This window comes from Burkholderia sp. AU31652, assembly GCF_002223155.1.
Taxonomy (GTDB): domain Bacteria; phylum Pseudomonadota; class Gammaproteobacteria; order Burkholderiales; family Burkholderiaceae; genus Burkholderia.
Map to the genome: position 1 here is coordinate 336,433 of NZ_NKFG01000004.1, position 26,191 is coordinate 362,623.

The 26,191-nt window shown below is 68.0% G+C and carries 26 protein-coding genes; 14 read left to right on the forward strand and 12 right to left on the reverse strand.

Annotation, left to right across the window (positions count from 1 at the left end):
* The first annotated feature begins 40 nt into the window (after positions 1–40).
* On the forward strand, positions 41–799 hold the full coding sequence (locus CFB40_RS13940; protein WP_089426172.1) for an SDR family NAD(P)-dependent oxidoreductase: 759 nt from the start codon (positions 41–43) through the stop codon (positions 797–799).
* A gap of 63 nt (positions 800–862) precedes the next feature.
* Here the strand turns inward: CFB40_RS13940 and CFB40_RS13945 are convergent, their stop codons facing one another.
* Positions 863–1,705 carry a SirB1 family protein gene (locus tag CFB40_RS13945; protein WP_089426643.1) on the reverse strand — a complete coding sequence of 281 codons (843 nt, stop codon included), beginning with the start codon at positions 1,703–1,705 and terminating at the stop codon, positions 863–865.
* An 8-nt stretch (positions 1,706–1,713) separates the two neighbouring features.
* On the reverse strand, positions 1,714–3,264 hold the full coding sequence (gene murJ, locus CFB40_RS13950; RefSeq protein WP_046544567.1) for a murein biosynthesis integral membrane protein MurJ: 1,551 nt from the start codon (positions 3,262–3,264) through the stop codon (positions 1,714–1,716).
* A 304-nt stretch (positions 3,265–3,568) separates the two neighbouring features.
* Between murJ and rpsT the strand changes: the two genes are divergently transcribed.
* Complete coding sequence (gene rpsT, locus CFB40_RS13955) at positions 3,569–3,841, forward strand: 30S ribosomal protein S20 (RefSeq protein WP_039368270.1); 273 nt, start codon at positions 3,569–3,571, stop codon at positions 3,839–3,841.
* 156 nt (positions 3,842–3,997) lie between these two features.
* On the opposite strand, the gene CFB40_RS13960 is transcribed toward rpsT, so the two are convergent.
* The gene (locus CFB40_RS13960; RefSeq protein WP_089426173.1) at positions 3,998–4,318 is read right to left on the reverse strand and encodes a DUF3579 domain-containing protein; all 321 of its coding nucleotides are present in this window, start codon (positions 4,316–4,318) and stop codon (positions 3,998–4,000) included.
* Between the two features lie 413 nt (positions 4,319–4,731).
* Between CFB40_RS13960 and argF the strand changes: the two genes are divergently transcribed.
* Complete coding sequence (gene argF, locus CFB40_RS13970) at positions 4,732–5,661, forward strand: ornithine carbamoyltransferase (protein WP_089426174.1); 930 nt, start codon at positions 4,732–4,734, stop codon at positions 5,659–5,661.
* Between the two features lie 91 nt (positions 5,662–5,752).
* Here argF and murB read toward each other — a convergent pair whose 3' ends face one another.
* The gene (gene murB / locus CFB40_RS13975) at positions 5,753–6,802 is read right to left on the reverse strand and encodes a UDP-N-acetylmuramate dehydrogenase (protein WP_089431612.1); all 1,050 of its coding nucleotides are present in this window, start codon (positions 6,800–6,802) and stop codon (positions 5,753–5,755) included.
* A gap of 137 nt (positions 6,803–6,939) precedes the next feature.
* Between murB and CFB40_RS13980 the strand changes: the two genes are divergently transcribed.
* Complete coding sequence (locus tag CFB40_RS13980; RefSeq protein ID WP_039368282.1) at positions 6,940–7,425, forward strand: YajQ family cyclic di-GMP-binding protein; 486 nt, start codon at positions 6,940–6,942, stop codon at positions 7,423–7,425.
* Between the two features lie 79 nt (positions 7,426–7,504).
* Here the strand turns inward: CFB40_RS13980 and plsY are convergent, their stop codons facing one another.
* Both plsY and ybaK read right to left on the reverse strand, forming a co-directional pair.
* Complete coding sequence (plsY, locus tag CFB40_RS13985; protein WP_089431613.1) at positions 7,505–8,143, reverse strand: glycerol-3-phosphate 1-O-acyltransferase PlsY; 639 nt, start codon at positions 8,141–8,143, stop codon at positions 7,505–7,507.
* A gap of 108 nt (positions 8,144–8,251) precedes the next feature.
* Positions 8,252–8,743 carry a Cys-tRNA(Pro) deacylase gene (ybaK, locus tag CFB40_RS13990; protein WP_011353000.1) on the reverse strand — a complete coding sequence of 164 codons (492 nt, stop codon included), beginning with the start codon at positions 8,741–8,743 and terminating at the stop codon, positions 8,252–8,254.
* A 245-nt stretch (positions 8,744–8,988) separates the two neighbouring features.
* Here ybaK and CFB40_RS13995 point away from each other — a divergent pair, with 245 nt between their 5' ends.
* On the forward strand, positions 8,989–10,551 hold the full coding sequence (locus CFB40_RS13995; RefSeq protein WP_089431614.1) for a class I adenylate-forming enzyme family protein: 1,563 nt from the start codon (positions 8,989–8,991) through the stop codon (positions 10,549–10,551).
* 48 nt (positions 10,552–10,599) lie between these two features.
* Here the strand turns inward: CFB40_RS13995 and xerD are convergent, their stop codons facing one another.
* The 3 genes from xerD to queG form a co-directional block, all read right to left on the reverse strand.
* A complete protein-coding gene (xerD, locus tag CFB40_RS14000) occupies positions 10,600–11,550 on the reverse strand; it encodes a site-specific tyrosine recombinase XerD (RefSeq protein ID WP_089426178.1) in 951 nt (316 codons plus the stop codon).
* Positions 11,550–12,017, reverse strand: a complete 468-nt coding sequence (locus CFB40_RS14005; RefSeq protein ID WP_089426179.1) for a methylated-DNA--[protein]-cysteine S-methyltransferase — start codon at positions 12,015–12,017, stop codon at positions 11,550–11,552. The genes xerD and CFB40_RS14005 overlap by 1 nt, the downstream gene beginning before the upstream one ends.
* Positions 12,018–12,081: 64 nt before the next feature.
* Positions 12,082–13,317, reverse strand: coding sequence for a tRNA epoxyqueuosine(34) reductase QueG (gene queG / locus CFB40_RS14010; protein ID WP_089431615.1), 1,236 nt, complete (start codon positions 13,315–13,317; stop codon positions 12,082–12,084).
* Between the two features lie 17 nt (positions 13,318–13,334).
* Here queG and tsaE point away from each other — a divergent pair, with 17 nt between their 5' ends.
* Together tsaE and CFB40_RS14020 are read left to right on the forward strand one after the other, a co-directional pair.
* Positions 13,335–13,889, forward strand: coding sequence for a tRNA (adenosine(37)-N6)-threonylcarbamoyltransferase complex ATPase subunit type 1 TsaE (gene tsaE / locus CFB40_RS14015; RefSeq protein ID WP_089431616.1), 555 nt, complete (start codon positions 13,335–13,337; stop codon positions 13,887–13,889).
* A complete protein-coding gene (locus CFB40_RS14020) occupies positions 13,871–15,391 on the forward strand; it encodes an N-acetylmuramoyl-L-alanine amidase (protein ID WP_089431617.1) in 1,521 nt (506 codons plus the stop codon). The genes tsaE and CFB40_RS14020 overlap by 19 nt, the downstream gene beginning before the upstream one ends.
* A gap of 54 nt (positions 15,392–15,445) precedes the next feature.
* Here the strand turns inward: CFB40_RS14020 and CFB40_RS14025 are convergent, their stop codons facing one another.
* Positions 15,446–16,324 carry an EamA family transporter gene (locus tag CFB40_RS14025; protein ID WP_179254846.1) on the reverse strand — a complete coding sequence of 293 codons (879 nt, stop codon included), beginning with the start codon at positions 16,322–16,324 and terminating at the stop codon, positions 15,446–15,448.
* A 247-nt stretch (positions 16,325–16,571) separates the two neighbouring features.
* On the opposite strand from CFB40_RS14025, the gene CFB40_RS14030 reads away from it, so the two are divergent.
* Together CFB40_RS14030 and trxA are read left to right on the forward strand one after the other, a co-directional pair.
* A complete protein-coding gene (locus CFB40_RS14030) occupies positions 16,572–17,453 on the forward strand; it encodes a pirin family protein (protein ID WP_089431618.1) in 882 nt (293 codons plus the stop codon).
* 52 nt (positions 17,454–17,505) lie between these two features.
* Entirely contained in the window at positions 17,506–18,354 is an 849-nt protein-coding gene (gene trxA / locus CFB40_RS14035; protein ID WP_069248701.1) for a thioredoxin, read from the forward strand.
* 113 nt (positions 18,355–18,467) lie between these two features.
* Here trxA and CFB40_RS14040 read toward each other — a convergent pair whose 3' ends face one another.
* Positions 18,468–19,325, reverse strand: coding sequence for a tRNA threonylcarbamoyladenosine dehydratase (locus CFB40_RS14040; RefSeq protein ID WP_039368313.1), 858 nt, complete (start codon positions 19,323–19,325; stop codon positions 18,468–18,470).
* A 128-nt stretch (positions 19,326–19,453) separates the two neighbouring features.
* Here CFB40_RS14040 and pdxH point away from each other — a divergent pair, with 128 nt between their 5' ends.
* From pdxH to CFB40_RS14055, 3 genes are all read left to right on the forward strand, one after another.
* Complete coding sequence (gene pdxH / locus CFB40_RS14045; protein WP_089426185.1) at positions 19,454–20,098, forward strand: pyridoxamine 5'-phosphate oxidase; 645 nt, start codon at positions 19,454–19,456, stop codon at positions 20,096–20,098.
* A gap of 120 nt (positions 20,099–20,218) precedes the next feature.
* The gene (locus tag CFB40_RS14050; protein WP_089431619.1) at positions 20,219–21,439 is read left to right on the forward strand and encodes an SAM-dependent methyltransferase; all 1,221 of its coding nucleotides are present in this window, start codon (positions 20,219–20,221) and stop codon (positions 21,437–21,439) included.
* A gap of 23 nt (positions 21,440–21,462) precedes the next feature.
* A complete protein-coding gene (locus tag CFB40_RS14055; protein ID WP_089431620.1) occupies positions 21,463–22,758 on the forward strand; it encodes a DUF72 domain-containing protein in 1,296 nt (431 codons plus the stop codon).
* 53 nt (positions 22,759–22,811) lie between these two features.
* Here the strand turns inward: CFB40_RS14055 and msrA are convergent, their stop codons facing one another.
* The gene (gene msrA, locus CFB40_RS14060; RefSeq protein WP_089426188.1) at positions 22,812–23,372 is read right to left on the reverse strand and encodes a peptide-methionine (S)-S-oxide reductase MsrA; all 561 of its coding nucleotides are present in this window, start codon (positions 23,370–23,372) and stop codon (positions 22,812–22,814) included.
* 580 nt (positions 23,373–23,952) lie between these two features.
* Here msrA and CFB40_RS14070 point away from each other — a divergent pair.
* Both CFB40_RS14070 and CFB40_RS14075 read left to right on the forward strand, forming a co-directional pair.
* Complete coding sequence (locus CFB40_RS14070; RefSeq protein ID WP_089426189.1) at positions 23,953–25,359, forward strand: selenium-binding protein SBP56-related protein; 1,407 nt, start codon at positions 23,953–23,955, stop codon at positions 25,357–25,359.
* Positions 25,356–26,021, forward strand: a complete 666-nt coding sequence (locus tag CFB40_RS14075) for a hypothetical protein (RefSeq protein WP_089426190.1) — start codon at positions 25,356–25,358, stop codon at positions 26,019–26,021. The genes CFB40_RS14070 and CFB40_RS14075 overlap by 4 nt, the downstream gene beginning before the upstream one ends.
* The last annotated feature ends 170 nt before the right edge of the window (positions 26,022–26,191 follow it).

Below are 26,191 nucleotides of genomic sequence, written 5' to 3' on the forward strand. Positions count from 1 at the left end.
AGCGCTGAAGCGCCACTGGCGCTCAACAACGGAGACAGTCATGGAAATTCGCGGCAACGTGTTTCTGATCACGGGCGGCGCATCGGGCCTCGGCGCCGGCACCGCGCGGATGCTCGCGCAGGCAGGCGGCACGGTCGTGCTCGCCGACCTGAACGACGCGGCGGGCACCGCGCTCGCGACCGAACTGGGCGGCCGCTTCGTGCACTGCGACGTGTCGAGCGAAGCCGACGCCCAGGCCGCCGTCAGCGCGGCGACGCAAGCCGGCACGCTGCGCGGCCTCGTGAACTGCGCGGGCATCGCGCCCGCCGCGAAGACCGTCGGCAAGGACGGCGCGCATCCGCTCGACGTGTTCGCGAAGACGATCAACGTGAACCTCATCGGCACGTTCAACATGATCCGGCTCGCGGCCGCCGCGATGGCGGCCACCGCGCCGACCGCGGACGGCGAGCGCGGCGTGATCGTCAGCACCGCGTCGGTCGCCGCGTTCGACGGGCAGATCGGCCAGGCCGCGTACGCGGCGTCGAAAGCCGGCGTCGCGGGCATGACGCTGCCGATCGCGCGCGACCTGTCGCGCAGCGGCATCCGCGTGATGACGATCGCGCCCGGCCTGTTCGAGACGCCGATGCTGCTCGGCATGCCGCAGGACGTGCAGGACGCGCTCGGCGCGATGGTGCCGTTCCCGCCGCGGCTCGGCAAACCGGCCGAATACGCGCTGCTGGTGCGCCAGATCGTCGAGAATCCGATGCTCAACGGCGAGGTGATCCGCCTCGACGGTGCGATCCGGATGCAGCCGAAATAGGCACAAAAAACGCCCGCGATGCGGGCGTCCTTTCATTCAGGGTGCCAGCAGCGTGGCGGCGGCTCAGTCCTCGCCGTCGCGCTGCATCCGCTGCCGCAATTCGGTCACCTGCGACTCGACGACGGTGGCGTCGTCCGCGTCCGGCCGCTCGCCGAGATACAGTTCGAGATCCTCGAGCGCGGGCCGCAGGTAATCGAGCCGCGCATACGCGAACCCGCGGTCGCGGACTTCGTCGAGGTGCTCGGGCAGCAGGATCACGAGCCGCTGCTGCACCGCGAGCAGCCGCTGCCAGCGTTCCGTCTGAAGATAGATCGTCTTCAGGTTGCGCAGCATCCGCGCGATGATCTCGCGGCTCGTCGCCGGCTGCAGCAGCGCGCGCAACGCGCTGTCGACCGCGCCGGCCGCCCGCGCGACGTACGGCTCGAGCATCTCGACCATCTCGGCTTCGGACAGCGAATGGCCGTTGGCCGGATCGATGATCAGGTCGCCGTCCGGCAGCGTGACGCGCAGCAGGAAGTGGCCGGGGAACGACACGCCGCGCGCCGGCACGCCGATCTGCTCGGCGAGCTCCAGGTACAGCACCGACAGCGAGATCGGGATCCCGCGCCGCCGCTTCAGCACGGCGTTCAGGTGGCTGTTATCGGGGTCGTAGTAGTCGTTGTGATTGCACGCGAAGCCGAGCTCGCGGAAGAAGAAATCGTTCAGCGCGGCGACGCGGCCCTTCAGGTCCGCATCGTCCGTGAGCCGCCGGCGCAACCGCGCCGCCAGCATGTCGAGTTCGGCCAGCGTGCCCTGCAGGTCGAGGTCGGGATACGCGTCCTGCGCCAGCGACAGCGCCGCTTCCGTGACGGGCAGACTGTCGTCGTCTGCCACGAGCGTGCTGAAGTAGTCGAGGACGCGGGTCATTGCGGTCGTCACTTGGCGCGCCTTCTGAAATAAGCGTATTTGAAGCCCATCACCCACAACATACCGAAATATAGTGCAGCGAACAGCACGAGGCACGCGGCCATCAGCGCGATGCGATCGAGCGGCTGCGTACGCATCCCGGTCCAGTCGAAGCTGATCGACAGCCAGTGCATCAGGCCGGCGAGCACGAGCGCCGCGCCAATCAGCTGCACGAAGAAGCGCAGCCAGCCCGGCGACGGCTGGTAGATGCCGCGCTTGCGCAGCCCGATGAACAGCAGCAGCGAGTTCAGGCACGCGCCGACGCCGATGCTCAACGTCAGGCCCGCGTGGCCGATCAGCGGCACGAACACGTAGTTCGAGATCTGCGTGACGATCAGCACGCCGATCGCGATCTTCACGGGCGTCTTGATGTCCTGCTTCGCATAGAAGCCCGGCGCGAGGATCTTGATCAGGATGATGCCGACGAGGCCGATCCCGTAAGTCGCCAGCGCGCGCGCGACCATCGTGACGGTGTGCGCGTCGAACTTGCCGTAGTTGAACAGGGTCGCGGTGAGCGGTGTCGCGAAGAAGAACAGCGCGAGCGCGCTCGGCGCCGCGAGCAGGAACGTGACGCGCAGGCCCCAGTCGAGCAGCGCCGAATACTCGTGCGAATCGGCATCGACGTGCGCCTTCGACAGGCTCGGCAGCAGGATCGTGCCGAGCGCGACGCCGAGCAGCGCCGTCGGGAATTCCATCAGGCGGTCGGCGTAGTTGATCCACGACACGGCGCCCTGCCCGAGCCGCGACGCGATGTTGGTGTTGATGATCAGCGACAGTTGCGCGACCGACACCGCGAACGTCGCGGGCACCATCTTCGCGAGCACGCGCTTCACGCCCGGGTGGCGCAGCGCGCGCAGCGGGTTGAGGCCGATCAGCGGCACCATGTCGATCTTCTTCAGGCCCGGCAACTGCACGAGGAACTGCAGCACGCCGCCGACGATGACGGCCCATGCGAGCGCGAACACCGGCACCTTCAGGTGCGGCGCGACGAACACCGCCGCGGCGATGAACGCGACGTTGAGCAGCACCGGCGCGAACGCGGGCAGCGAGAAGCTCTTGTACGTGTTCAGCACGCCGGAGGCGAGCGTCGTCAACGAGATGAACACGATGTACGGGAACATGATCTGCGTCATCGTGACCGCGAGCGGGAACGCCTGCCCGTCGGTGTGCAGGCCGGACGCGACGGCGAACACGACCCACGATGCGCCGGCGATCCCGACCACCGACAGCACGGCAAGCGCCCACGCGAGCACGGTCGACATCGCGTCGACGAGCGCTTTCGTCGCGTCATGCCCCTGCTGGTTCTTGAACTCGGCGAGGATCGGCACGAACGCCTGCGAGAACGCGCCTTCGGCAGACAGGCGGCGCAGCAGGTTCGGGATACGGAAGGCGACGTAGAACGCGTCGGTGTATTGACTGGCGCCGAACGCACGGGCGATCAGCGTCTCGCGGGCCAGTCCGGTCACGCGCGACAGCAGCGTGAAGCCGCTGACCGTCAGCAGGGCTCGGAATAGATTCATGGGGCGCTTATTATACGGACGTTGCGTGGCCCGGCCAGCGGCCGATGCCGAAAAGCGCGCACGCGTTCGGCGCCGTCCTCGGCGGGTGTCACGTTGAACTTGCCACGCGCTTGATTTCGTTGCTATAATCGCCGGTTTCTAGGCTCGTACATGCACGGCAACTGCCGTTTTCATGTCCCTGCCTCGGTTAAAATCACCGTTTTTTATGCGCCCCTGGGCAATCGCTCTCAGGGGACGGATCGAAAAGCAGCGCTTGGCCGTCTAGGCTCCAAGCTCTGGAAACAGGACAGGATAAGGAACCGTCATGGCTAACTCCGCACAAGCACGCAAGCGCGCCCGCCAGGCCGCGAAGGCAAATTCGCACAACTCGGCGCTGCGCTCGAAATTCCGTACCGCGATCAAGGCTGTTCGCAAGGCTGTCGACGCCGGCGATCAAGCAAAGGCTGCAGAGCTGTTCAAGTCTGCCGTCAAGACGATCGACACGATCGCCGACAAGAAGATCGTTCACAAGAACAAGGCCGCTCGCAGCAAGAGCCGCCTGGCCGCAGCCGTCAAGGGTCTGCAGGCAGCAGCGTAAATCCGGTGCGCCCGCTCACGCGGGCGTTCCTGTTTCCTGCGATCGCAAAAAAGCCCGCCTAGGCGGGCTTTTTGTCGCCTGTCGCCAGCGCATCCTGCGGGCCGGTGACAGTTGCCACGAGGGCGGGCGCGGCAAGCGCCCTCGCCCGCGCCGGCATCACTTCTTCGCGTCGTAGTCCGGCAGTTCGCACGCCTCGGTCACGACGAGATTGTTGTCCTTCGCGAAATTCAGCACGAAATCGAACGCCATCGGCTCGACGTCGCGCAGCCGGGAATCGAGGATCACGCATTTCAGGTCGCCGAGCATCGTCGGACGCACGTAGAGCGAATACTGGAGACGCGCGTTCCGCCCGCTCGCCCCCGGCCCGAAGCAGGCCATCACACCGGCCAGACGTTCCGACCAGTCGCTCGGGCGAAACTTTTTCCCGTCTTTCGTGATGCCCTGAATGAAGAATTCGGTCGGAGGGGTTTCAGCCATGTGGTTACCCAAGTGACGGCCCGGCGATGTCCAGGCAACGGCGCCTGGATACGCGAACACAAAGCTGAAACGGACGGCGGCACAAGCATTCCGATATCCCGAAAACGGGACGTCGGTGCGCGCCACCGGCGGACTGCACCGGATTTGTGCAGCGCACGGCTTGTGTCCGGCAGAGCGCGAGGAGGCTTGCCTGCCGGGCTGGAGAAAACTTTTGAATTATACCGCAGCGCGCCATCGCGCGCCGTCCCGACACCCCTCCTGCTGCATCGCTTGCCGCGCGCGGCGATCGTGCCCCGCTTCTCTCCGCGGCTCGTCAAAGCACAGAAAATCCTTTATGCTGCTTTGAGTTATCCACACCCGACGGCGGCGCCGTCCGGCCTTGCTGCCGGGTGCAACCCGCCGTATTTCGCTTCATGACCACCAAAACCATTCGTCACTACCTGCAGTTCAAGGATTTCTCGCTGGAAGACTACGAGTACGTGCTCGAACGCACGGGTATCCTGAAGCGCAAGTTCAAGAACTACGAGACCTATCACCCGCTGCACGACCGCACGCTCGCGATGATCTTCGAGAAGAGTTCGACGCGCACGCGCCTGTCGTTCGAAGCCGGGATCTTCCAGCTCGGCGGCCACGCCGTCTTCATGAGCACGCGCGACACGCAGCTCGGCCGCGGCGAACCCGTCGAGGATTCCGCGCAGGTCATCTCGCGGATGGTCGACATCATCATGATCCGCACGTTCGAGCAGGACGTCATCAAGCGCTTCGCGGACAATTCCCGCGTGCCGGTGATCAACGGCCTGACGAACGAATACCACCCGTGCCAGGTGCTCGCCGACATCTTCACGTACTACGAGCACCGCGGCCCGATCGCCGGCAAGACCGTTGCCTGGGTCGGCGATGCGAACAACATGCTCTACACGTGGATCGAAGCCGCGCAGATCCTCGGCTTCAAGCTGCGCCTGTCCACGCCGCCCGGCTACGCGCTCGACATGAAGCTCGTGTCGCCCGACAGCGCGCCGTTCTACGAAGTGTTCGACGATCCGAACGAAGCATGCAAGGGCGCCGACCTCGTCACCACCGACGTGTGGACGAGCATGGGCTTCGAGGCCGAGAACGAGGCCCGCAAGCAGGCGTTCGCCGACTGGTGCGTCGACGAGGAAATGATGGGGCACGCGAACCCGGACGCCCTCTTCATGCACTGCCTGCCCGCGCACCGCGGCGAGGAAGTGACGGCCGGCGTGATCGACGGCCCGCAGAGCGTCGTGTGGGATGAAGCGGAAAACCGCCTGCACGTGCAGAAGGCGCTGATGGAATTCCTGCTGCTCGGCCGCCTCAAGCACTGACGCGCCGGCAACCCGCCAGCTCATGAAAAAAGCGCCGATCGACGATCGGCGCTTTTTGTTTGGGCGCGGGAAAAGCGGTGCTGAACCCGCGTTACAGGCAGACCGGTTCGGGCTCGAGTTCGACGCCGAAACGGGCGCGCACGTCGGCCTGGATCGCCTGCGCCAGCGCGAGCACGTCGCCCCCCGTCGCGCCGCCGCGATTGACGAGCACGAGCGCCTGGCGGTCGTGCACGGCCGCCGCGCCCAGCGCGCGCCCCTTCCAGCCGCAGCGGTCGATCAGCCAGCCAGCCGCGAGCTTGACCTGCCCGTCCGGCTGCGGATATGACACGACTTCCGGCGCGCGGGCGCGCAGCACATCGAACTGCGCGGCATCGATCACCGGATTCTTGAAGAAACTGCCCGCGTTGCCGAGGACGAGCGGATCGGGCAGCTTCGCGCGGCGGATCGCGACGACCGCGTCGAACACGTCGCGCGCCGTGGCCGCATCGGATGCAATGCCTCGGGCGTCGAGTTCGCGCGTGACGTCCGCGTAGCCGAGCCGCGGTGCCCACTGCTTCGGCAACCGGAACGTCACCGACACGATCGCGAACCGGCCGCGCCCTTCCCGCTTGAAGAAGCTGTCGCGATAGCCGAACGCGCAGCGCGCGGCGTCGAAACGCTCGCTGCGCCCCGTCGCCAGCTCGACCGCGACCAGCGAGTCGAAATACGCCTTCATCTCGAGGCCATATGCGCCGATGTTCTGGATCGGCGCGGCGCCGACCGTGCCCGGAATCAGCGCGAGGTTCTCGAGGCCCGCCATCCCGTGCTCGAGCGTCCATGCGACGAATGCGTGCCAGTTCTCGCCGCCGCCGGCCTCGACGTACCACGCGTCGTCGTCCTCGCGCACGACGCGGCGGCCCGCGATCTCGTCGAGCAGCACGACGCCGTCGAAGTCGCGCGTGAACACGACGTTGCTGCCGCCGCCGAGCACGAGTTGCGGCAGGTTCGCGACGCGCGGGTCGCGATGGAGCGCCTCGAACTGCGACGCATGCGTGATGCGCGCGGCAAAGCGCGCGGTCGCGGCGATGCCGAACGTGTTGTGCGCGGCGAGCGGATAGTCGGGAAGCAGCGACAGGGCGGAATCGTCAGAAGGCATCGGCATTCGCGGTCACGTCCGCCCGGGCGGCGCATGGCCGGCCTTGGGCAAACGGAGGGGCATCGGTAAAATGGCAAACAGTCCGCAATTATAGCGAGTGCCCGCGCGCGAGCCGGGTGCCCGCATCTCAAGGGAGGAATGCCATGCCATCGTTCGACGTCGTTTCCGAAGCGAACATGATCGAAGTGAAGAACGCCATCGAGCAGTCGAACAAGGAAATTTCGACGCGCTTCGACTTCAAGGGCTCCGACGCGCGCGTCGAGCAGAAGGAACGCGAGCTGACGCTGTTCGCCGATGACGATTTCAAGCTCGGCCAGGTCAAGGACGTGCTGATCGGCAAGCTGGCCAAGCGCAACGTCGACGTGCGCTTCCTCGACTACGGCAAGGTCGAGAAGATCGGCGGCGACAAGGTCAAGCAGATCGTCACCGTGAAGAAAGGCGTGACCGGCGATCTCGCGAAGAAGATCGTGCGCCTCGTGAAGGACAGCAAGATCAAGGTGCAGGCGAGCATCCAGGGCGACGCCGTGCGCGTGAACGGCACCAAGCGCGACGACCTGCAGAGCGTGATCGCGATGCTGCGCAAGGACGTGACCGACACGCCGCTCGACTTCAACAACTTCCGCGACTGATCGCCGGGCGATCCGTCACGTCACCCCGCCGGGCCCCGCACACGCGGCGCGCCCGGCTGCGGCCAGGCGCCGCGCTTCCTCAGGCCTTCCCGCCGTCCTGCGCGCCGCCATCCGCGGCCGCCTTCTTCTTGTCGCCGATCCGGCTCTCCTGCCCCGCGAGCAGCTTCGCAATGTTGCCGCGGTGACGCCACACGAGCAGCACGCTCATCGCGAGCACGGCCCATGCGACCGGGTTGTGGCTCGTGCCGAACAGGAACACGTCGAACACCGGCGCGAACACGGCCGCCACCAGCGCCGCGAGCGACGAATAGCGGAAGAAGAACGCGACGATCAGCCAGGTCAGCGCGGTCGCGAGCCCGAGCACCGGGTGCACCGCGAGCAGCACGCCGGCCGCGGTCGCGACGCCCTTGCCGCCCTGGAAGCGGAAGAACACCGGATAGAGGTGGCCGAGGAACACGGCGATCGCGACCCATGCGACCGCGACGTCCGGCAGGCCGAAGCGCCGGGCGAGCCAGACGGCAATCCAGCCCTTGAATGCATCGCCGACGAGCGTCAGGATCGCGGCCTTCTTGTTGCCGCTGCGCAGCACGTTGGTCGCGCCGGGATTCTTCGACCCGTACGAACGCGGGTCGGCCAGGCCCATCGCGCCACTGACGACGACGGCGAATGACACCGAACCGATCAGGTAGGCAACGAGGGCGGCGAGCAGGATCTGCATGCGGAGGACTCTTCTTTCAACGTATCGGTAAAGGGACGGCTGCGCGCGGCACGCCGAAACGGCGCCCATTCTACCGAACGCGCGCCGCCTGCCACGAAGGTGAAACCCTCAGTCGACACTGGCGCACTGCACGGGCTGCGCGCCGAGCAGTGACGTAAGCACGGCCGGCGCGAGGCTGACGAGGTAGCCGCGACGCCCGCCGTTCAGGTAGATCGTCGGCAGCTCGAGGATGGTCGCCTCGACGTAGACGGGCATCGCCTTGCGCGTGCCGAACGGCGACGTGCCGCCGACGAGATAGCCCGAATGGCGGTTCGCGACCTCGGGCTTGCACGGTTCGACGCGCTTCGCGCCGATCTGCCGCGCGAGGTTCTTCGTCGACACCGTGCGGTCGCCGTGCATCAGCACGATCAGCGGCTTCGCGTGCTCGTCTTCCATCACGAGCGTCTTCACGACGCTGTGCTCGTCGACGCCGAGCTGGCGCGCCGATTCGCCGGTGCCGCCGTGCTCGACGTAGTCGTACGGATGCTCGCCGAACGCAACGCCGTGGCGGCGCAGCAACTGGGTCGCGGGGGTTTCGGACACATGCCTGGATTTGCTCATGGCGGCATTTTAAGGGTGAACGACCGGCGCGCGCGCGATCACGCCCGCGCGCCCCCACCGACGGTATACTCGCGGCCCGTTTTTCGCCGGGCGGCCTGCTGCGTCGCCGCAACGATTCCGTCCATCATCATTGCGGACATCGCGAAGCGCTATTGCCCGAATGGCCGATTGTGGCGCGCCCGCGGTCATGGCACGATCGTTCGCCAACCTCGTCGGCCGCCGCCCGCCCCTTTTCTGGAGACGCCATGTCCTCGTCCCTCCGTTCATCCGAGCCGCTCGACGTCGACGCACTGCTCGCCGCGCTGCCTCGCCGCATCGCCGACGTGCCCGCACGCTGGGCCGCGCAGGCGCCCGCGCATCCGGCGCTGATCGAGGACGCGCGCCGCCTGTCGTACGGTGACCTGTCGCAGGCCGTCGATGCCGCCGCCGCGCTGCTCGCCGACCTCGGCGTGCAAGGCGGCGACCGCGTGATGATCGTCGCCGAAAACTGCGTCGCGCAGATCGTGCTGCTGTTCGCGGCCGCCCGCCTCGACGCGTGGGCGCTCGTGTCGAACGCGCGCTTGTCCGCCAGCGAGCTCGACGCGATCGCCGCGCACGCGCGGCCGAAGCTGATCGCGTTCACCACCGACGCCTCGCCCGACGCGCGCACGCATGCCGAACGGCACGGTGCGACACCCGCCGGCACGCTGCCGGTCGACGTCGGTGCATGGTCGTACCACGTCGACGCGAGCGCGCCGGGCGAACCGGTCGCCGCCGACGGTGCCGCGCAATGCGCGGCGCTGATCTACACGACCGGCACGACCGGCACGCCGAAGGGCGTGATGCTGTCGCATCGCAACCTGCTGTTCATCGCGGCGACGTCGAGCACGCTGCGCCGCGTGTCGCCCGACGACGTCGTCTACACGGTGCTGCCCGTATCGCACGTGTACGGGCTCGCGTCGGTCTGCCTCGGCAGCCTGTACGCGGGCGCGACGCTGCGGCTCGCGCCGCGCTTCTCGCCGGAAGCCGTGCGCGTCGCGCTCGCCGACGAAGGCGTCACGATCTTCCAGGGCGTGCCCGCGATGCACGCGAAGCTGCTCGAACACCTGCACACGCACGGCCATGCGTGGTGCGCGCCGCGCCTGCGCTTCGCGTATTCGGGCGGCTCGCCGCTCGACGCGAACCTGAAGGCGCGCGTCGAGCGCCTGTACGGCGTGCCGCTGCACAACGGCTACGGGATGACCGAAAGCAGCCCGACGATCACGCAGACGCCGCTCGACGCACCGCGCACCGACAGCTCGGTCGGCGTGCCGATTCCCGGCGTGGAGATGCGGATCGTCGCGCCGGACGGCACCGACGTGCCGCCGGGCGAAGTCGGCGAGATCCGCGTGCGCGGGCCGAACGTGATGCTCGGCTACTACCGCAACGCGGACGCCACGCACGCGGCCGTGTCGCCGGACGGCTGGCTGAGCACCGGCGATCTCGCGCGGCAGGAGGCGGACGGTGCGGTAACGATCGCGGGCCGCAGCAAGGAACTGATCATCCGGTCGGGCTTCAACGTCTATCCGGTCGAAGTCGAGCAGGTGCTGAACGCGCATCCGGACGTCGTGCAGGCGGCCGTCATCGGCCGCGCGGTCGAAGGCAACGAGGAAGTGCTCGCGTTCGTCGAACTAGTGCCCGGCGCGACGGCCGACGAAGCGGCGTTGCACGCCTGGTGTGCGGAGCGGCTCGCGCCTTACAAACGCCCCGCACACATCCGCGTACTCGACGCGCTGCCGGCCGCATCGACGGGCAAGGTCCTGAAGCACAAGTTGCGCGAGCTGGTCTGACTTGAACCGGCCGCGGCGCGTGACACTGCCTGCTCCGCACCGGATGCGCTAACCGCGCGGGTGGTGTTGCGCATGCAGCGTCTTCAAGCGCTCGCGTGCAACGTGCGTATAGATCTGCGTGGTCGAGATATCGCTGTGGCCGAGCAGCAGTTGCACGACGCGCAGGTCGGCGCCATGGTTCAGCAGGTGCGTCGCGAACGCGTGCCGCAGCGTATGCGGCGACAGGTGCGCGCGCACGTCCGCGTGCTGCGCGTGGCGCTTGATGATGTTCCAGAACTGCTGGCGCGTCATCCCGTCGCCGCGCGCGGTCACGAACAGCGCGTCGGCCGCGCGCGCGCCGAGCAGCGCCGGCCGCGCCTCGCGCAGGTAGCGCTCGATCCACCCTTGCGCGACTTCGCCGAACGGCACGAGCCGCTCCTTCGAGCCCTTGCCCATCACGCGCACGACGCCCTCGTTGAGCCCGACCTCGACGGTCTTCAGCGTCACGAGCTCGCTCACGCGCAGCCCGCTCGCATACATCAGCTCGAGCATCGTACGATCGCGCAGCCCGAGCGGCGTGCCGATGTCGGGCGCACCGAGCAGCGCCTCGACCTGCGCCTCCGACAACGTCGACGGAAACCGGGCCGCCTGTTTCGCGGACGTGATCCGCAGCGTCGGGTCGGCGCTCGCGCGATGCTCGCGCACGGCCCAGCCGTAATAGCGCCGGAACACGGACAGCCGCCGGTTCGACGACGTCGCCTTGCCGTCGCTGCGCGCGGCGATGTAACCCGTCACCATCGCTTCGTCGGCGGAATCGAGCGACGCGTCGTGCGTCTCGGCCAGCCATTGTGAAAACAGCACCAGATCGCGCCGGTACGCATCGAGCGTGTTGCGCGCCAGCCCGTGCTCGAGCCACAGCGCATCGCAAAACACGTCGATCGACGCGCGGCTCGCGAGCAGCGCGGGGGACGCCTCGACGGCATCGCCGTCGACTTCGGGGGACATCAGCGATTCACTCATCAGTACGGCACGCCTTCGTGCGCCAGCAGCCAGCGCTTCACTTTCTGGTAATAACCGTTGTCGTCGTGGTTCGCGAAGCCGCCGAGTCCGCCCGCCGCGACGACGCGATGACACGGAATCACGAGCGGGAAGTAGTTCGCGCCGCATGCCTGGCCCACCGCGCGCGGCGCGCTGCCGATCCGCTTCGCGACCTGGCCGTAGGTCAGCACCGTGCCGGGCGGAATATCGCTGATCACGTCCCACACGCGGTGCTGGAACGCGCTGCCGACTTCGGCGAGCGGCAGGTCGAAGCGCGCCGACGCGCGCTCGAAATAACGTTCGATCTGCTTGACCGCACGCTGTGCGAGCGGCGAATCCGGATCGACCGACTTCACCGATTCGGGCAGATAGACGATCTCGCGCACCACCGCGGCATCCGTGCGGATGCCGACCTTGCCGAACGGCGCGTCGATGACTGCATTGAACATGGCCCTCTCCTGACCGATGGATGCGCGCGACACCACCGCGCGCCGACGACACTTTACGCCGCCTTCACGCGGCACGCAGCGCCCATTCGACATGCTCGCGCACGACCGGCGACGGGTCGTCGGCCCGCGCGCGCAACGCGGCGACGATCGCGTCGCGCGCCTGCGGCGTGAGCCGGCCCGCGTCCGCGCGCAGCGCATTGCCGAGCCCGACCGCGAGATTGCGCAGCCAGCTTTCGTAGCCGATGCGCCGGATCGCACTGCCCTGCATCCGCGTATCGAACGCGTCCGCGTCCCATGCAAACAGCTCGACGAGCGTCGCGCGATCGAGGCCGTGCCGCACGTCGAAATCGGCGACGGGCGCGGCCTGCGCGAACTTGTTCCACGGGCACACGAGCTGGCAGTCGTCGCAGCCGTACACGCGATTGCCGATCATCGGCCGCAGCAGCTCGGGGATGCTGCCTTTCAGTTCGATCGTCAGATACGAGATGCAGCGGCGCGCGTCGACGCGGTACGGCTCGACGATCGCGCCGGTCGGGCAGGCGTCGATGCAGCGCGTGCAACTGCCGCAGTGTGCGCCGGGCGTCTCGGGCGCGGTGTCGGGGGACGTGTGCGCATCGGTCGGCAGCGGAACGTCGACGTAGATCTCGCCGAGGAAAAACAGCGAGCCCGCATCGCGCTGCAGCAGCAGCGTGTGCTTGCCGCGCCAGCCGACGCCGGCCTTCTGCGCGAGCTCGACCTCGAGCACGGGCGCCGAATCGGTGAACACGCGGTAGCCGAACGCGCCGATCTCCTGCTCGATGCGCTCGGCGAGCGTCTGCAGGCGGTTGCGCAGCACCTTGTGATAGTCGCGCCCGCGTGCGTAGATCGACACGACGGCCGCCTGCGGATCGTCGAGCCGCGCCCGTTCGCGCGCACGCCAGTCGTGCAGTGCGAGCGCGCCCGGCTCGCTTTCAGCCGCGTCGGCGGCGAGCGTTTGGGCCGGCAGATAGGCGAGCCGGGCGGAGATCACGCGTCGCGTACCGGCCACAAGTTCGGCCGGACGCGCGCGTTTCATCCCATGTTTCGCCATATAATCCATTTCGCCGTGGTATCCGGCTTCCAGCCAGGCGGCGAGGCCTGCTTCGGCATCCGAGAGATCGGTATCGCTGATGCCGATCGCCCCGAAACCCAATTCGCGCCCCCACGCCCTGATGCGCGCGGCGAGCGCAGTCAACGCCGCATCGTCGAGCGCGCACGGTGCCGCACCTTCGGCACGAGTCGAAGGTCTGTCGGATGCGGCGAGTTCCGGTAATCGGTTCATCGCACTATTTTACGAGAATGCCAGCCACGCCCAGCCATCCGCCTCACGACACCATGCTGCCCGCCCCGCTCGCGGAGCGCGTGATCGCGCTCGCCGACGAAGCGGCGACCGAGGCCTTCGGCACCCGCTTCGCGCACGCGCTCGACGCGGCGCGCACCGAGCTTGCCCGCGCGCATGCGTTCGACGGGCTGCAGATCCAGCTGGTCGGCGATCTCGGCGCGGGCAAGACGTCCCTCGTCCGCGCGATCCTGCGTGGCCTCGGCCACACGGGGCGCGTGCGCAGCCCGACCTATACGCTCGTCGAGCCGTACGCGCTCGAACGCGACGATGGGGAACTCGAGGTCTATCACTTCGATCTGTATCGTTTCAACGATCCGGCCGAATGGTCCGACGCAGGCTTTCGCGAATATTTCAATTCCAGCGCGATCTGCCTCGTCGAATGGCCACAACAGGCAGGCACGCTGCTCGGCGTACCCGATCTGGTTTTCTCGCTCGACGTGGACGGCGACGGCCGCGCCCTCACCGTCCGGGCGTACAGCGCTTCAGGAAAGGCATGTCTCGAAAGATGTTGATCAAACCGTTCCGCTCGATCGAATCGGCGGCCACCGCGACGCACAACTGGCGCCGCCGCCAGATCCTGTGCGCGGGCGCGTCGACGCTGGTGCTCGGTCTCGTCGCCCCGCGGCTCGCGCGCGCGTCGTCGGTGCTCGGCGTGCGCGTGTGGCCCGCTCGCGATTACACGCGCGTCACGATCGAATCCGACCAGCCGCTGCAGAATAGCCAACAGCTGCTGCAGGGTCCCGACCGTCTCGTCGTCGACCTGACCGGCCTCGACCTCGACCAGGCGCTGCGCGACCTCGTGTCGAAGATCGCGCCGAACGATCCGCAGATCCAGTCGGTGCGTGTCGGCCAGTATCAGCCGCACGTCGTGCGGATGGTGTTCGACCTGAAAGGTTCGGTGAAGCCGCAGGTGTTCACGCTGCCGCCGGTCGGCACCTATAAGTACCGGCTCGTGTTCGACCTGTATCCGGCCGTCGCGCCCGATCCGCTGTCCGACCTGATCGCGCAGACGGAACGCAAGGAACAGGCGCTCAACGACAACGCGCGCGCGCAGCAGATGCAGCCGCCGTCCACGCTGGCCGGCCCGGGTACCCCGCCGCCCGCCGCGGGTGACAACAGCGACGCGTTCTTCCAGCGCTTCACGCAGAACACGCCGGCCACGCCGCACACGCCGCCCGCCACGCCTTCGACGCCCGCGAAGCCGGCCGTCAAGCCGCCGCCCGTCATCGCACGCCGCGACGACAGCGACGACGATGGCGACACCTACAAGTTCACCGCGCCGAAATCCGGCAAGGGCAGCACCGTCCGCCTGCTGACGGTGGCGATCGATCCGGGCCATGGCGGCGAGGATCCGGGCGCGATCGGCGGCGGCGGCACGTACGAGAAGCACATCGCGCTCGACATCGCGAAGAAGCTGCGCGCGAAGATCGACGGCGCGCCGAACATGCGCGCGATGATGACGCGCGACGCCGACTTCTTCGTGCCGCTGAACGTGCGCGTGCAGAAAGCGCGCCGCGTGGGCGCCGACCTGTTCGTGTCGATCCACGCGGATGCATTCACGACGCCGTCCGCGCGCGGCTCGTCGGTGTTCGCGCTGTCCGACCACGGCGCGACGAGCGCCGCGGCGCGCTGGATGGCGAACAAGGAGAACTCGTCCGACCTGATCGGCGGCATCAACATCAAGACGGCGGACGCGGCCGTGAACCGCGCGCTGTTCGACATGTCGACGACCGCGCAGATCCGCGATTCGCTGCGCTACGGCAACTACGTGCTGAAGGAAGTCGGCGGCATCAACAAGCTGCACAAGGGCTCGGTCGAGCAGGCCGGGTTCGCGGTGCTGAAGGCGCCCGACATTCCGTCGATCCTCGTTGAAACGGCCTTCATCAGCAACCCGGAAGAAGAGAGCCGGCTGAACGACGACGGCTATCGCGACCAGATGGCCGACGCGATCTTCCGCGGCATCAAGCGTTATTTCGCCGCGAATCCGCCGCTCGCGAAGAGCCGGATGGCCTGACGCCCGTACCCGGCCACCCCGCCCCGCCGCCGGCACGCGGTGCGTGCCGGCGCGTCACGACGCCGCGAAGCGGCGCATCAGTTTCCCGCCGAACACGTTCACCGCGAGCCCGCCCATCACGAGCGCGGTGCCGATCAGCTGCGTGCGCGTCAGATGCTCGTCGAGCAGCAGCGCCGACGACGCGAGACCGACGATCGGCACCAGCAGCGAGAACTGCGCGACCTGCGCGGCCGGATAGCGCGACAGCAGGCGGCTCCACAGCCCGTAGCCGAGCAGCGTCGCGACGAACGCGAGATAGACGACCGCGAAGATCGACGCACCGTTCAGCCCGGCGAGCGCGGTCGCGATCCGCTGCGGCCCTTCGAACCACAGCGACAGCAGGAAGAACGGCACGGGCGGCACGAGGCTGGCCCACACGACGAGCGACACGAGGTTCGCACGGCCGACCTTCTTCGTGACGATGTTGCCGAACGCCCACATCGCGGCCGAGCAGATCGTCAGCAGGAAGCCCGCGAGCGTCATCGCGCGGCCGCCCTGCGCCGCGATCACGACGAGCCCGCCCGCGGCGATCGCGAGCCCGAGCAGGTTCTGCACGCGCAGCCGCTCGCCGAGGAACAGCATCGCGAACACGAGCGTGAAGAATGCCTGCGACTGCAGCACGAGCGACGCGAGGCCGGCCGGCATGCCGACGTACATGCCGGTGAACAGGAACACGAACTGGCCGAGCTGGATCGTCGCGCCGTACAGCACCAGCAGACGCCATGGAATCTGCGGCCGGCGCACGAAGAACACCGCGGGCACGGCCGCGAGCGTGAAGCGCAGCGCGCCGAGCAGCATCGGCGGCATGCCGTGCAGGCCGACCTTGATCACGACGAAGTTCACGCCCCACGCCAGGATCACGACCAGCGCAAGCAGCAAGTCCTTCGGGGCCATCATCGGCGTCTCCTCGATTGTCGAATGGTCGTGCACGGTGCGCTCAGGCCCTGTTGCTTTGCGCCGGGCGCCCCGAGAAGACTGCCTTCGAGGCGGAAAGCCCGGCGCGGCCCGGTGTTTTCCTCTGGGAAGCCGGTCAGTCTACCGGGTTTCAGCCCCCGGCCCGATACCCGCGCGGCGCGCATGGAATCGGCGGCGGACGGCCAGTACAATGACCGGCATCCCCCGCCGCCCCACAGGATCCGCCATGACCGCTCCGATCAAAGCCCTGCTGAAGCCGCACGTGCGCGACATCGGCAACCTGCAGGTGCGCCGCACGCTGCCCGCACTCGCCGCCCGCCTCGTCGGCCCGTTCATCTTCTTCGATCACATGGGGCCCGCCGCGCTGCCGCCCGGCACGGGCCTCGACGTACGCCCGCACCCGCATATCGGCCTCGCCACCGTCACCTACCTGTTCGACGGCGCGATCCTGCACCGCGACAGCCTCGGCTCGCTGCAGGAGATCGTGCCGGGCGACGTGAACTGGATGACGGCCGGCCGCGGGATCGTCCACTCCGAACGCACGCCCGACGCGCAGCGCGAACACGGCCACACCGTGCACGGGATCCAGACCTGGGTCGCGCTGCCGCGCGCGCACGAGACGACCGAGCCGTCGTTCGAGCACCATGCGGCCGACACGCTGCCGAAGCGCAATGAGGACGGCGTCGCGCTGACGGTGATCGCCGGCGATGCGTTCGGGCTGCGCTCGCCGGTCACGACGTTCTCGCGCACGCTGTACGTCGCGGCCGAATTCGCGGCCGGCGGCCGTCTCGCACTCGACGCGTCGCACGAGGAGCGCGCGGTCTACGTGGTCGACGGCGAGCTCGCGATCGACGGCACGCCGGTGCCGGCCGAGCAGATGGCCGTGCTCACGCCCGGCGCCGCGGTCACGCTGACGAGCGGCGGCGGCGCGCGTGCGATGCTGCTCGGTGGCGACAAGATCGACGGCGAGCGCTTCATCGAATGGAATTTCGTCGCCAGCAGCCGCGAGGCGATCGAGCGCGCGAAAGAAGCGTGGACGCGCCAGGAAATGGGCAAGGTGCCGGGCGAGACGGAGTGGATTCCGCTGCCCGAGTCGAAGCCGCGTTGAAAAAGGGGCGCGCCGCCCCCATCCTGACGACATTCGAACGGAAGAGAACGACATGGACACCACGCTTGCCACATTCGAGAAAGACGTCATCGAGGCGTCGCTGGACGCACCCGTGCTGGTCGACTTCTGGGCGCCGTGGTGCGGCCCCTGCAAGACGCTCGGCCCGCTGCTGGAAAAGCTCGAAGGCGACTATGAAGGCCGCTGGAAGCTCGTGAAGGTCAACGTCGACGAGAACCAGGAACTCGCCGCGCACTTCCAGACGCGCAGCATCCCGCACGTGATCGCGTTCGCCGACGGGCGCCCGGTCGACCAGTTCGTCGGCGTGCTGCCCGAAGGCCAGCTGCGCGCCTTCCTCGACCGGCTCCTGCCGGCGCCCGAGGAAGCCGAACGGCGTGCCGCGCAGTATGCGATGGCCGAGGCGCGCTACGACGACGCGCTCACGCACCTCGAGGCGGCGCTCGCGCTGAACCCAGGCTTCGACGACGCCCGCCTCGATCTGATCGAACTGCTGCTCGCGAACAACCAGGTCGACGCCGCACGCGCCGAGACCGAACGCCTGTCGCCGCAGACCGTGCAGAACGGCGATCCGCGCTACCAGGCGATCAAGACCCGTTTCGACGCGCTCGACGCGACGGCCGACCTGCCGCCGACCGACGCGCTCGAAGCGCGCATCGCGGCGAACCCGGCCGACCTCGACGCGCGCTTCGACCTCGCGCAGAGCCTGATCGCGCGGCGCGCGTACGAAGGCGCGGTGGAGCAGTTGCTGGAAATCGTCACGCGCGACCGCGCGTACGGCGACGATCTCGGCCGCCGCACGCTGATCTCGGTGTTCGAGCTGGCCGGCGATCGCCCGGACCTCGTCGCCGGGTGGCGGCGCAGGCTGAGCATGGCGCTCAACTGAACGGATGGATGACCGGCCGGGCTGCAACGGCCCGGCTGCGGGATCGCCCCGCATGACGGCCGACGGCGCGCGTCACGCGCCGCCATGCCTCGACGACCGCGATTCGCAGCGGCTCAGCCGGCGGCCTGCGCCGCGATCGCGCGCAGCGCATGCGCGGCGGCCGCGAAGCCGAAGCTCGCGGTCACGCACACGCTCGAACCGAACCCTGCACAGTTGAGCCCCGCGACGTGCGCGGCCGCGGACGGCTCGGCGCCGTCCTCGAGGTCGCAGGCGGCCGCTTCCGGATAGATCAGCGGCTCGTCCGAATACACGGCGCTGACCTTGAAACGTGCCTTCGGCCCGCGCGGAAAGCCGTGCTGCTTGCGCAACTGCGCGCGCACCTTCGACAGCAGCGGATCCTGGATCGTCAGCGCGAGATCGTCGATCCGGATGCGCGTCGGGTCGAGCTGGCCGCCCGCGCCGCCGACCACCACGAGCGGCTGGCGCTTCGCGACGCACCATGCGATCAGCGCGACCTTCGTGCGCACGCTGTCGATCGCATCGATCACGTAGTCGAAGCCGCCGCCGAGCAGCGCGTCGAAGTTGTCGGGCTCGACGAAATCCTCGATCCGGTTCACGCGGCACGCGGGATCGATCAGCGCGATCCGCTCGGCCATCGCGTCGACCTTCGGCTTGCCGTAATTGCCGTCGAGCGCGTGGATCTGCCGGTTCGTATTGCTTTCGGCGACGTTGTCGAGATCGATCAGCGTCAGCGTGCCGACCGCGTTGCGCGCGAGCGCCTCGGCCACCCACGAGCCGACGCCGCCGATCCCGATCACCGCGACGTGCGCGCGCTCGAACGCGGCGGCGGCCGGCGCGCCGTACAGGCGCGCAACACCGCCGAAACGCCGCGCGCGATCCACGTCAAGCTGGATTTCCGGGGTCGGGGTAAGATCAGAGGAACTGGGCGGGGCAGCGTCGGCGACGGACATGGCAGCAAGGAAAACGTAAGTCGTGCAGCCCTCTATTTTGCCTGAACTCCCCGCTCGCACGCGCCACTGTGCACGCACGTTTCTTGCGCGTTGGCTACAATGGTTCCAGATTGAAGCGTTTGCATAACATGACGACTCTCGCCGATCTCCGCATCAATTACTCACGTGCTTCGCTCGACGAGGCCGACGTCGCCCACGACCCCTTCGTCCAGTTCGACCGCTGGTTCAAGGAGGCGCTCGCCGCCAAGCTGCCCGAGCCGAACACGATGACGCTCGCGACCGTCGGCGCCGACGGCCGGCCATCGGCACGCATCGTGCTCATCAAGGGCGTCGACGAACGCGGGTTCGTCTTCTTCACCAATTACGAAAGCCGCAAGGGGCGCGATCTTGCCGCGCACCCAGAGGCCGCGCTGCTGTTCTACTGGATCGAGCTCGAGCGCCAGGTGCGCATCGAAGGCCGGATCGAGAAAACCAGCGCAGAAGAAAGTGACCGCTATTTCGCGTCGCGCCCGCTCGGCTCGCGCATCGGCGCATGGGCGTCGCAACAGAGTGCGGCGATCGACAGCCGCGCGACGCTCGAAGCGCAGGAAAAGGCCGTCAGCGAACGCTACGGCGACAACCCGCCGCGCCCGCCGCACTGGGGCGGCTACCGTCTCGTGCCCGACTCGATCGAGTTCTGGCAGGGCCGCCCGTCGCGGCTGCACGACCGCCTGCTCTACACGCGCGACGCCGGCACGTCGACGGGCTGGTCGATTTCGCGCCTGTCGCCGTAAGCGCTGCGCCGGCGCACGCCGGTCGTGTCTCGTGTTGCATTCGGGCGCCCGCCTCGCAAGCGGCGGGGCCGGTCAAGATACTTGGCTGTATTCGATTCAACGAACAAACGGAGAATCCAAATGTTCTGGGAAAAGAAGCTGGCACAGTGGGCGGACGAAGTACGGGCGAAAGCGAACATACCGGCGCGCCTCGTGCTGTGGAACGGCGATCAACTCGATTTCGGCACCTTCAGCGCGCCGCAGGTCACGCTGAAGGTCAACAGCGCGTCGGCGTTGCCGCTCCTGCTCGAACCGAGCCTCGACAATCTCGGCGAGGCGTACGTGAAGGGCAAGATCGACATCGAAGGCAAGCTGTCGGACATCATCAACATCGGCTACTCGCTCGCGCGCAGCACGGTCACGAGCGCGAGCAAGCTGGCGCGCGTGAAGCGCTACTTCAATCACTCGAAGAGCACCGACAAGAAGGCGATCCAGTATCACTACGACGTCTCGAACGAGTTCTACCAGCTGTGGCTCGACGAGAACATGGTGTACTCGTGCGCGTACTTCGAGAACGGCGACGAGGATCTCGCCACCGCGCAGATCAAGAAGATCGACCATATCCTCACCAAGATCCGGCTTCAGCCCGGCCAGCGGCTGCTCGACATCGGCTGCGGCTGGGGTGCGCTCGTGCTGCGCGCCGCGCAGAAGTTCGGCGCGCAGTGCCTCGGCGTCACGCTGTCGCAGAACCAGTTCGACCTCGCGACCGCGCGCGTGAAGGCCGCCGGGCTGGAAGACAAGATCGAGATCCGGCTGCAGGACTACCGCGAGATCGACGGGCAATTCGACCGCATCACGAGCGTCGGGATGTTCGAGCACGTCGGGCGCAAGAACCTGCCGCTCTATTTCTCGCGGATCCATGACCTGCTCGCCGACGACGGCATCGCGATGAACCACGGGATCACGTCGACCGACGCGGAAAGCGGCGAGACGGCGCTCGGCGGCGGCGAGTTCATCGATCGCTACGTGTTCCCGGACGGCGAGCTGCCGCACATCAGCCTCGCGCTGGAAGCCGCGCAGCGCGGCGGGCTCGAAGCGATTGACGTCGAAAGCCTGCGCCGGCACTATGCCCGCACGCTCGATATCTGGACGGAAAACTTCGAGGCGAAGGCCGACGCCGCGCGACAACTCGTCGACGACGAAAAATTCCGCATCTGGCGCGTATACCTCGCCGGCTGCGCGTATGCGTTCGAGCACGACGACGTGTCGATCTTCCAGATCGTGTGCCGCAAGGCCGGGCAGAGCGCGAAGACGCTGCCGTGGTCGCGGCGCTATATGTACGAACACGCGCTGCCGCGCTAGGCGGCGCTTCACGCTGGGCATGCATGGGTGACGGCAGGACGCGGCGCAAGGCGCCGCCGGAACGACAGCAGCACGACGACGCGAACACGCCGCACGCCGACGGGCAATTCGACCTGTTCGGCGTGCCGGCCGATGCTGCACGCGCGTCGCCCGAGAACGATGGCCCGCCTGCCGACGCCGACGAACATGTGAACCCGGGCGCGCCTGACGACGCGCAGCCGGCACCGCGCACCCGCACCCACCCCCGTTCTTCAGACGAAACACCGCCCGCCGCTTCCGGCCTGCTGTGGGACGAACCGTCCCTGCCAGTCGAGCCGCCGAAGAAGGGCCGGCGCCGGCGCGGCGTGCTGCCCGCGCCGATCACACCGGATGTGGCCGATGCGGCGGCCGGCCTGCCGCCGAACGTCCGGCTCGGCACGTCGTCGTGGTACTTCCCCGGCTGGGACGGCATCGTCTACGACGGCGATTTCGCTCAGACGAAACTCTCGCGCGAAGGGCTCGAAGCGTACGGCGCGCATCCGCTGCTGAAGAGCGTGAGCCTCGACCGGTCGTTCTATGGCCCGCTATCGGTGGCCGACTACCTGCGCTATGCGCAGCAGGTGCCCGACGATTTCCGCTTCGTCGTGAAGGCGCCGGCTTCCGTGACCGATGCGGTGATCCGCGGCCGGCGCGGCGAACCGTCGGGACCGAACCCGACCTTCCTCGACGCGGATCTCGCCACCCGGGAATTCGTGCAGCCCTGCCTCGAAGGGCTCGGCCGGAAAGCCGGGGTGCTCGTGTTCCAGTTCTCGCCGTTGCCCGACACGCTGCTTGCCCGGCCGGCCGAACTGATCGACCGGCTGGCCGCGTTCTTTGCGGCGTTGCCGCCGCTGCCGGCGGAAGCCGACGGCACCCGCTATGCGATCGAGATTCGCGACGCGAGCCTGCTCACGCCGCGCTTCATCCGCGCGCTCGCCGCGCTCGGCGTGCGCTACTGCGTCGGCCTGCACGCGCGGATGCCCGACCCGCTGCGCCAGGCGGCCGCGCTCGCGCTGCTCGACGGCGACGCGCCGGGCCCGCTGATCGTGCGCTGGAGCCTGCACGGCGGCTTCAAGTATGAACAGGCGAAAGCGAAGTACGAGCCGTTCGACAAGCTCGTCGACGAGGATCCGGCCACGCGCTCGGCGCTTGCCGAACTGGCCGCGCGCTATGCGCTGGCCGGGCAGCCGGTGATCATCACGATCAACAACAAGGCGGAAGGCTCCGCGCCGCTGTCGTGCATCGCGCTTGCGCGCGAGATCGCCGCCGCGTGCGCGCAGTGGCGCAACGAGGCGGCTTGATACCCGCTTGATACCGGCTAGATACCGGCTTGCGCCGGCCGCGGTCACGACGCTTACGCGCCGCGCAGCGACTTCAGACGGTGCGAGAACTTCTTCCGGAATTTCGCGAGCTTCGGCCCGATCACGACCGAGCAGTAGCCCTGCCCCGGGTTGCGCGCGTAATAGTTCTGGTGATAATCCTCGGCCGGCCAGTAGTTGTCGTCGAGCGGCACGACCTGCGTGACGATCGGCTGCCCGAACACCTGCTCGCGCTCCAGCTCGCGGATCACGTCGAGCGCCGTGTCGCGCTGCGCGTCCGAATGCGTGAACACGACCGAACGGTACTGCGTGCCGACGTCGTTGCCCTGCCGGTTCAGCTGGGTCGGATCGTGCGTTGCAAAGAAGATCTCGAGGATCTCGCGATAGCCGATGCGCGCCGGATCGAACGTCACGTTGACGACTTCCGCGTGGCCCGTATCGCCTTCGCAGATGTCGCGATAGCCGGGATTGCGCGTATGGCCGCCCGCATAGCCCGACTGGACGGCCGTCACGCCGTCGACGTCGAGAAACACCGCCTCCGTGCACCAGAAACACCCGCCTCCCAATGTCGCGGTTTCAAGCATCTCGTTCACCATGAAATCAGTCCCTCGTTGATGTCGGCAGCCGGCACGCATGCGCCGGCGCCACCGTTCCGTCTCGCCGCTGCCCACCCGCGTGCGGGTCGCAACGGCACGTCGGCAAGTATCTCACTCGCGCGCGAACCTGACAGATTGCACGGGTGTCGCGCGCGACCGGCCGCCCGTTTTCTCGACTACACTTAGGCACGCGCGAGCGCGGCGGCAAACCCGCTGGCTCGCGCAATGTGCCCGATGCATGCCCGACCCTGATGCAAACATCATCTGCCGGAACTTCGCTATGCATGCCTTAACAGACCTCGCCCGCGTCACGCGTCCGGCCGTCGCCGCGTCGCGGGCCGCGGCTTCGATTGCATCACCTCCTTGCCATGCATCCGTCTCGCTCCGCGCGCGGCGATCCGGCACACCGCTTCTTTCCGCTTTCACGATCTGATGCACGGCGTCGCACGCTCATCGACGCGTGCGTCCGCCTGCCGATCGCTCCCGCCGGCGTGATGCGCGCCGTGCGGCAACCCCGACTCGCACGCCCGCAACGAACGGCCGTGCGACCCCGATCCGACACCATCGAGAGGGCATCACCATGAGCATGCGGCCTGACCCGACGTTTCACGCTTCACCCGAGCTTGCGATGCAGGCACCGGCGGAGGAGTTTGCCTATACGTTGTTGCTGAGCCCCGATTTTTCCAGACCCGACGCGCTCGCCGTGATCGACGTCAAGCCTGGCTCGTCGACCTACGGAAAAATCGTGCACACGGTGACGATGCCGAACACCGGCGACGAGTTTCACCACTTCGGCTGGAATGCGTGTTCGTCGTCGCTGTCGCCGCTGACCGGCCATGCATTCCTCGAACGCCGCTTCCTGATCATCCCCGGCCTGCGCTCGTCGCGCATCTACGTGATCGACACGAAGCCGCATCCGACGCAGGCGCGCATCCACAAGATCATCGAGCCCGACGAGATCTTCTCGAAGACCGGCTATTCGCGGCCGCACACCGTGCACTGCGGGCCCGAGGGCATCTACGTGAGCACGCTCGGCGGCGCAGGCAAGGACGGCACCGACGGCGCGCCCGGCATCTTCATCATGGATTGCGAAACCTTCGACGTCCTCGGCCGCTGGGAGATCGATCGCGGCCCGCAGGACAAGCATTACGACTTCTGGTGGAACCTGCCGCGCGACTACATGGTGTCGAGCGAATGGGCGCTGCCGCCGCAATTCGAGAACGGAATCGTGCCGGAGGACCTGCTCGCGAACAAATACGGGCACCGGCTGCATTTCTGGGACCTGCGCGCACGGCGCAACGTGCAGACGATCGATCTCGGCGCGCAGCACCAGATGGCGCTCGAGGTGCGGCCCGCGCACGACCCGGCGCGCGAATACGGGTTCGTCGGCGTCGTGGTCGACACGACGAATCTCGAAGGCTCGATCTGGACCTGGTGGCGCGAAGGCGGCAAGTTCCATGTGAAGAAAACCGCGACGATCCCGGCCGAGCCGGCCGCGGCCGACGAACTGCCGCCGCTGCTCAAGGGATTCGGCGCGGTGCCGCCGCTCGTGACCGACATCGACCTGTCGCTCGACGACCGGTTCCTCTACGTGTCCTGCTGGGGCACCGGCGAGATGCGCCAGTACGACGTGTCGGACCCGCACAACCCGGTGCTCGCGGGGTCGGTCCGCATCGGCGGCATCGCACGCCGCGCGCCGCACTCGAACGGCCGCACGTTCGCGGGCGGCCCGCAGATGGTCGAGATCAGCCGCGACGGGAAGCGCGTGTACTGGACCAACTCGCTGTATTCGACGTGGGACGACCAGTTTTATCCGGACGGCGTGCCGGGCGCGCAGGTGCTCGCGCACGTGGGGCCGGAAGGCGGGCTGACGCTCGCCGACGATTACTGGGTCGAGTTCCCCGACGGCTATCGCGCGCACCAGATCCGGCTCGAAGGCGGCGACTGCTCGACCGACTCGTTCTGCTATCCGTCGGTCAAGCGTTGAACGCCGGCTTTCACGCGCCGTTCGCGCTGTGGGCGGCCGTGCTCGCGAGCGGGGTGTATCACGGGCTCAACCCCGCGATGGGCTGGCCGCTCGCGGTGTCGAACGCGCTGATGACGCGCCGCGGCGGCGCGCTCGTCGCGGCGCTCGGCTATCTCGCGCTCGGCCATGCGCTCGCCGTGTTCGCGGTGATGCTGCCGTTCGGGCTGCTCGCCGCGCTGCTTGCGTGGCAGACGGCGATCCGGATCGGCGCGAGCGCGCTCGTGATCGGCTTCGGCGCCGTGCTGCTGATCCGGCGCCGGCATCCGCGGGCGCTTGCGCGGATTCCGCCTGCCCGGCTCGGCCTGTGGTCGTTCGCGGTCGCGATCGCGCATGGCGCGGGGCTGATGCTGGTACCGATCTACCTCGGGCTGTGCGGGCTCGACCAGGACGCCGGCCATCGCGCGGCGGCCACGCTCGTCGATGCGCATCTCGGAATGGCGCTCGTCGTCGCGGCCGTGCATGCCATCGCGATGATCGGCGCCGGCGGCGGGCTCGCGTGGCTCGTGTACCGCTATCTCGGGCTGAAGTTCGTATCGCGAAGCTGGTTCAATCTCGACGCGGTGTGGGCGTCGAGCCTGATCGTGACGGGCGCGTTGTCGCTGGGGCTGGCGGCGACGCGATAGTGCGGGGGGACCTGCGGCCGATGTCGAGCAGAGGTGCCGGGCGGAGCGGCGGCCCCGCACAAAAAACGCGACGGAACGGCCGTGCCGGCAGCGTGCCATCGCGCATCCGGCCGCGCGCCGCAGTGTTCGCTACGTCACCCTGCCCCCGCAATGCGCCGTCCGGCCGGGCC

Excerpts from the sequence above, each read along its gene's own strand:
- CFB40_RS13940 (WP_089426172.1), top strand. The coding sequence starts at position 41 with ATGGAAATTCGCGGCAACGTGTTTCTGATCACGGGCGGCGCATCGGGC.
- CFB40_RS13945 (WP_089426643.1), bottom strand. The coding sequence starts at position 1,705 with ATGACCCGCGTCCTCGACTACTTCAGCACGCTCGTGGCAGACGACGAC.
- murJ (WP_046544567.1), bottom strand. The coding sequence starts at position 3,264 with ATGAATCTATTCCGAGCCCTGCTGACGGTCAGCGGCTTCACGCTGCTG.
- rpsT (WP_039368270.1), top strand. The coding sequence starts at position 3,569 with ATGGCTAACTCCGCACAAGCACGCAAGCGCGCCCGCCAGGCCGCGAAG.
- CFB40_RS13960 (WP_089426173.1), bottom strand. The coding sequence starts at position 4,318 with ATGGCTGAAACCCCTCCGACCGAATTCTTCATTCAGGGCATCACGAAA.
- argF (WP_089426174.1), top strand. The coding sequence starts at position 4,732 with ATGACCACCAAAACCATTCGTCACTACCTGCAGTTCAAGGATTTCTCG.
- murB (WP_089431612.1), bottom strand. The coding sequence starts at position 6,802 with ATGCCGATGCCTTCTGACGATTCCGCCCTGTCGCTGCTTCCCGACTAT.
- CFB40_RS13980 (WP_039368282.1), top strand. The coding sequence starts at position 6,940 with ATGCCATCGTTCGACGTCGTTTCCGAAGCGAACATGATCGAAGTGAAG.
- plsY (WP_089431613.1), bottom strand. The coding sequence starts at position 8,143 with ATGCAGATCCTGCTCGCCGCCCTCGTTGCCTACCTGATCGGTTCGGTG.
- ybaK (WP_011353000.1), bottom strand. The coding sequence starts at position 8,743 with ATGAGCAAATCCAGGCATGTGTCCGAAACCCCCGCGACCCAGTTGCTG.
- CFB40_RS13995 (WP_089431614.1), top strand. The coding sequence starts at position 8,989 with ATGTCCTCGTCCCTCCGTTCATCCGAGCCGCTCGACGTCGACGCACTG.
- xerD (WP_089426178.1), bottom strand. The coding sequence starts at position 11,550 with ATGAGTGAATCGCTGATGTCCCCCGAAGTCGACGGCGATGCCGTCGAG.
- CFB40_RS14005 (WP_089426179.1), bottom strand. The coding sequence starts at position 12,017 with ATGTTCAATGCAGTCATCGACGCGCCGTTCGGCAAGGTCGGCATCCGC.
- queG (WP_089431615.1), bottom strand. The coding sequence starts at position 13,317 with ATGAACCGATTACCGGAACTCGCCGCATCCGACAGACCTTCGACTCGT.
- tsaE (WP_089431616.1), top strand. The coding sequence starts at position 13,335 with ATGCCAGCCACGCCCAGCCATCCGCCTCACGACACCATGCTGCCCGCC.
- CFB40_RS14020 (WP_089431617.1), top strand. The coding sequence starts at position 13,871 with ATGTCTCGAAAGATGTTGATCAAACCGTTCCGCTCGATCGAATCGGCG.
- CFB40_RS14025 (WP_179254846.1), bottom strand. The coding sequence starts at position 16,324 with ATGGCCCCGAAGGACTTGCTGCTTGCGCTGGTCGTGATCCTGGCGTGG.
- CFB40_RS14030 (WP_089431618.1), top strand. The coding sequence starts at position 16,572 with ATGACCGCTCCGATCAAAGCCCTGCTGAAGCCGCACGTGCGCGACATC.
- trxA (WP_069248701.1), top strand. The coding sequence starts at position 17,506 with ATGGACACCACGCTTGCCACATTCGAGAAAGACGTCATCGAGGCGTCG.
- CFB40_RS14040 (WP_039368313.1), bottom strand. The coding sequence starts at position 19,325 with ATGTCCGTCGCCGACGCTGCCCCGCCCAGTTCCTCTGATCTTACCCCG.
- pdxH (WP_089426185.1), top strand. The coding sequence starts at position 19,454 with ATGACGACTCTCGCCGATCTCCGCATCAATTACTCACGTGCTTCGCTC.
- CFB40_RS14050 (WP_089431619.1), top strand. The coding sequence starts at position 20,219 with ATGTTCTGGGAAAAGAAGCTGGCACAGTGGGCGGACGAAGTACGGGCG.
- CFB40_RS14055 (WP_089431620.1), top strand. The coding sequence starts at position 21,463 with ATGGGTGACGGCAGGACGCGGCGCAAGGCGCCGCCGGAACGACAGCAG.
- msrA (WP_089426188.1), bottom strand. The coding sequence starts at position 23,372 with ATGGTGAACGAGATGCTTGAAACCGCGACATTGGGAGGCGGGTGTTTC.
- CFB40_RS14070 (WP_089426189.1), top strand. The coding sequence starts at position 23,953 with ATGAGCATGCGGCCTGACCCGACGTTTCACGCTTCACCCGAGCTTGCG.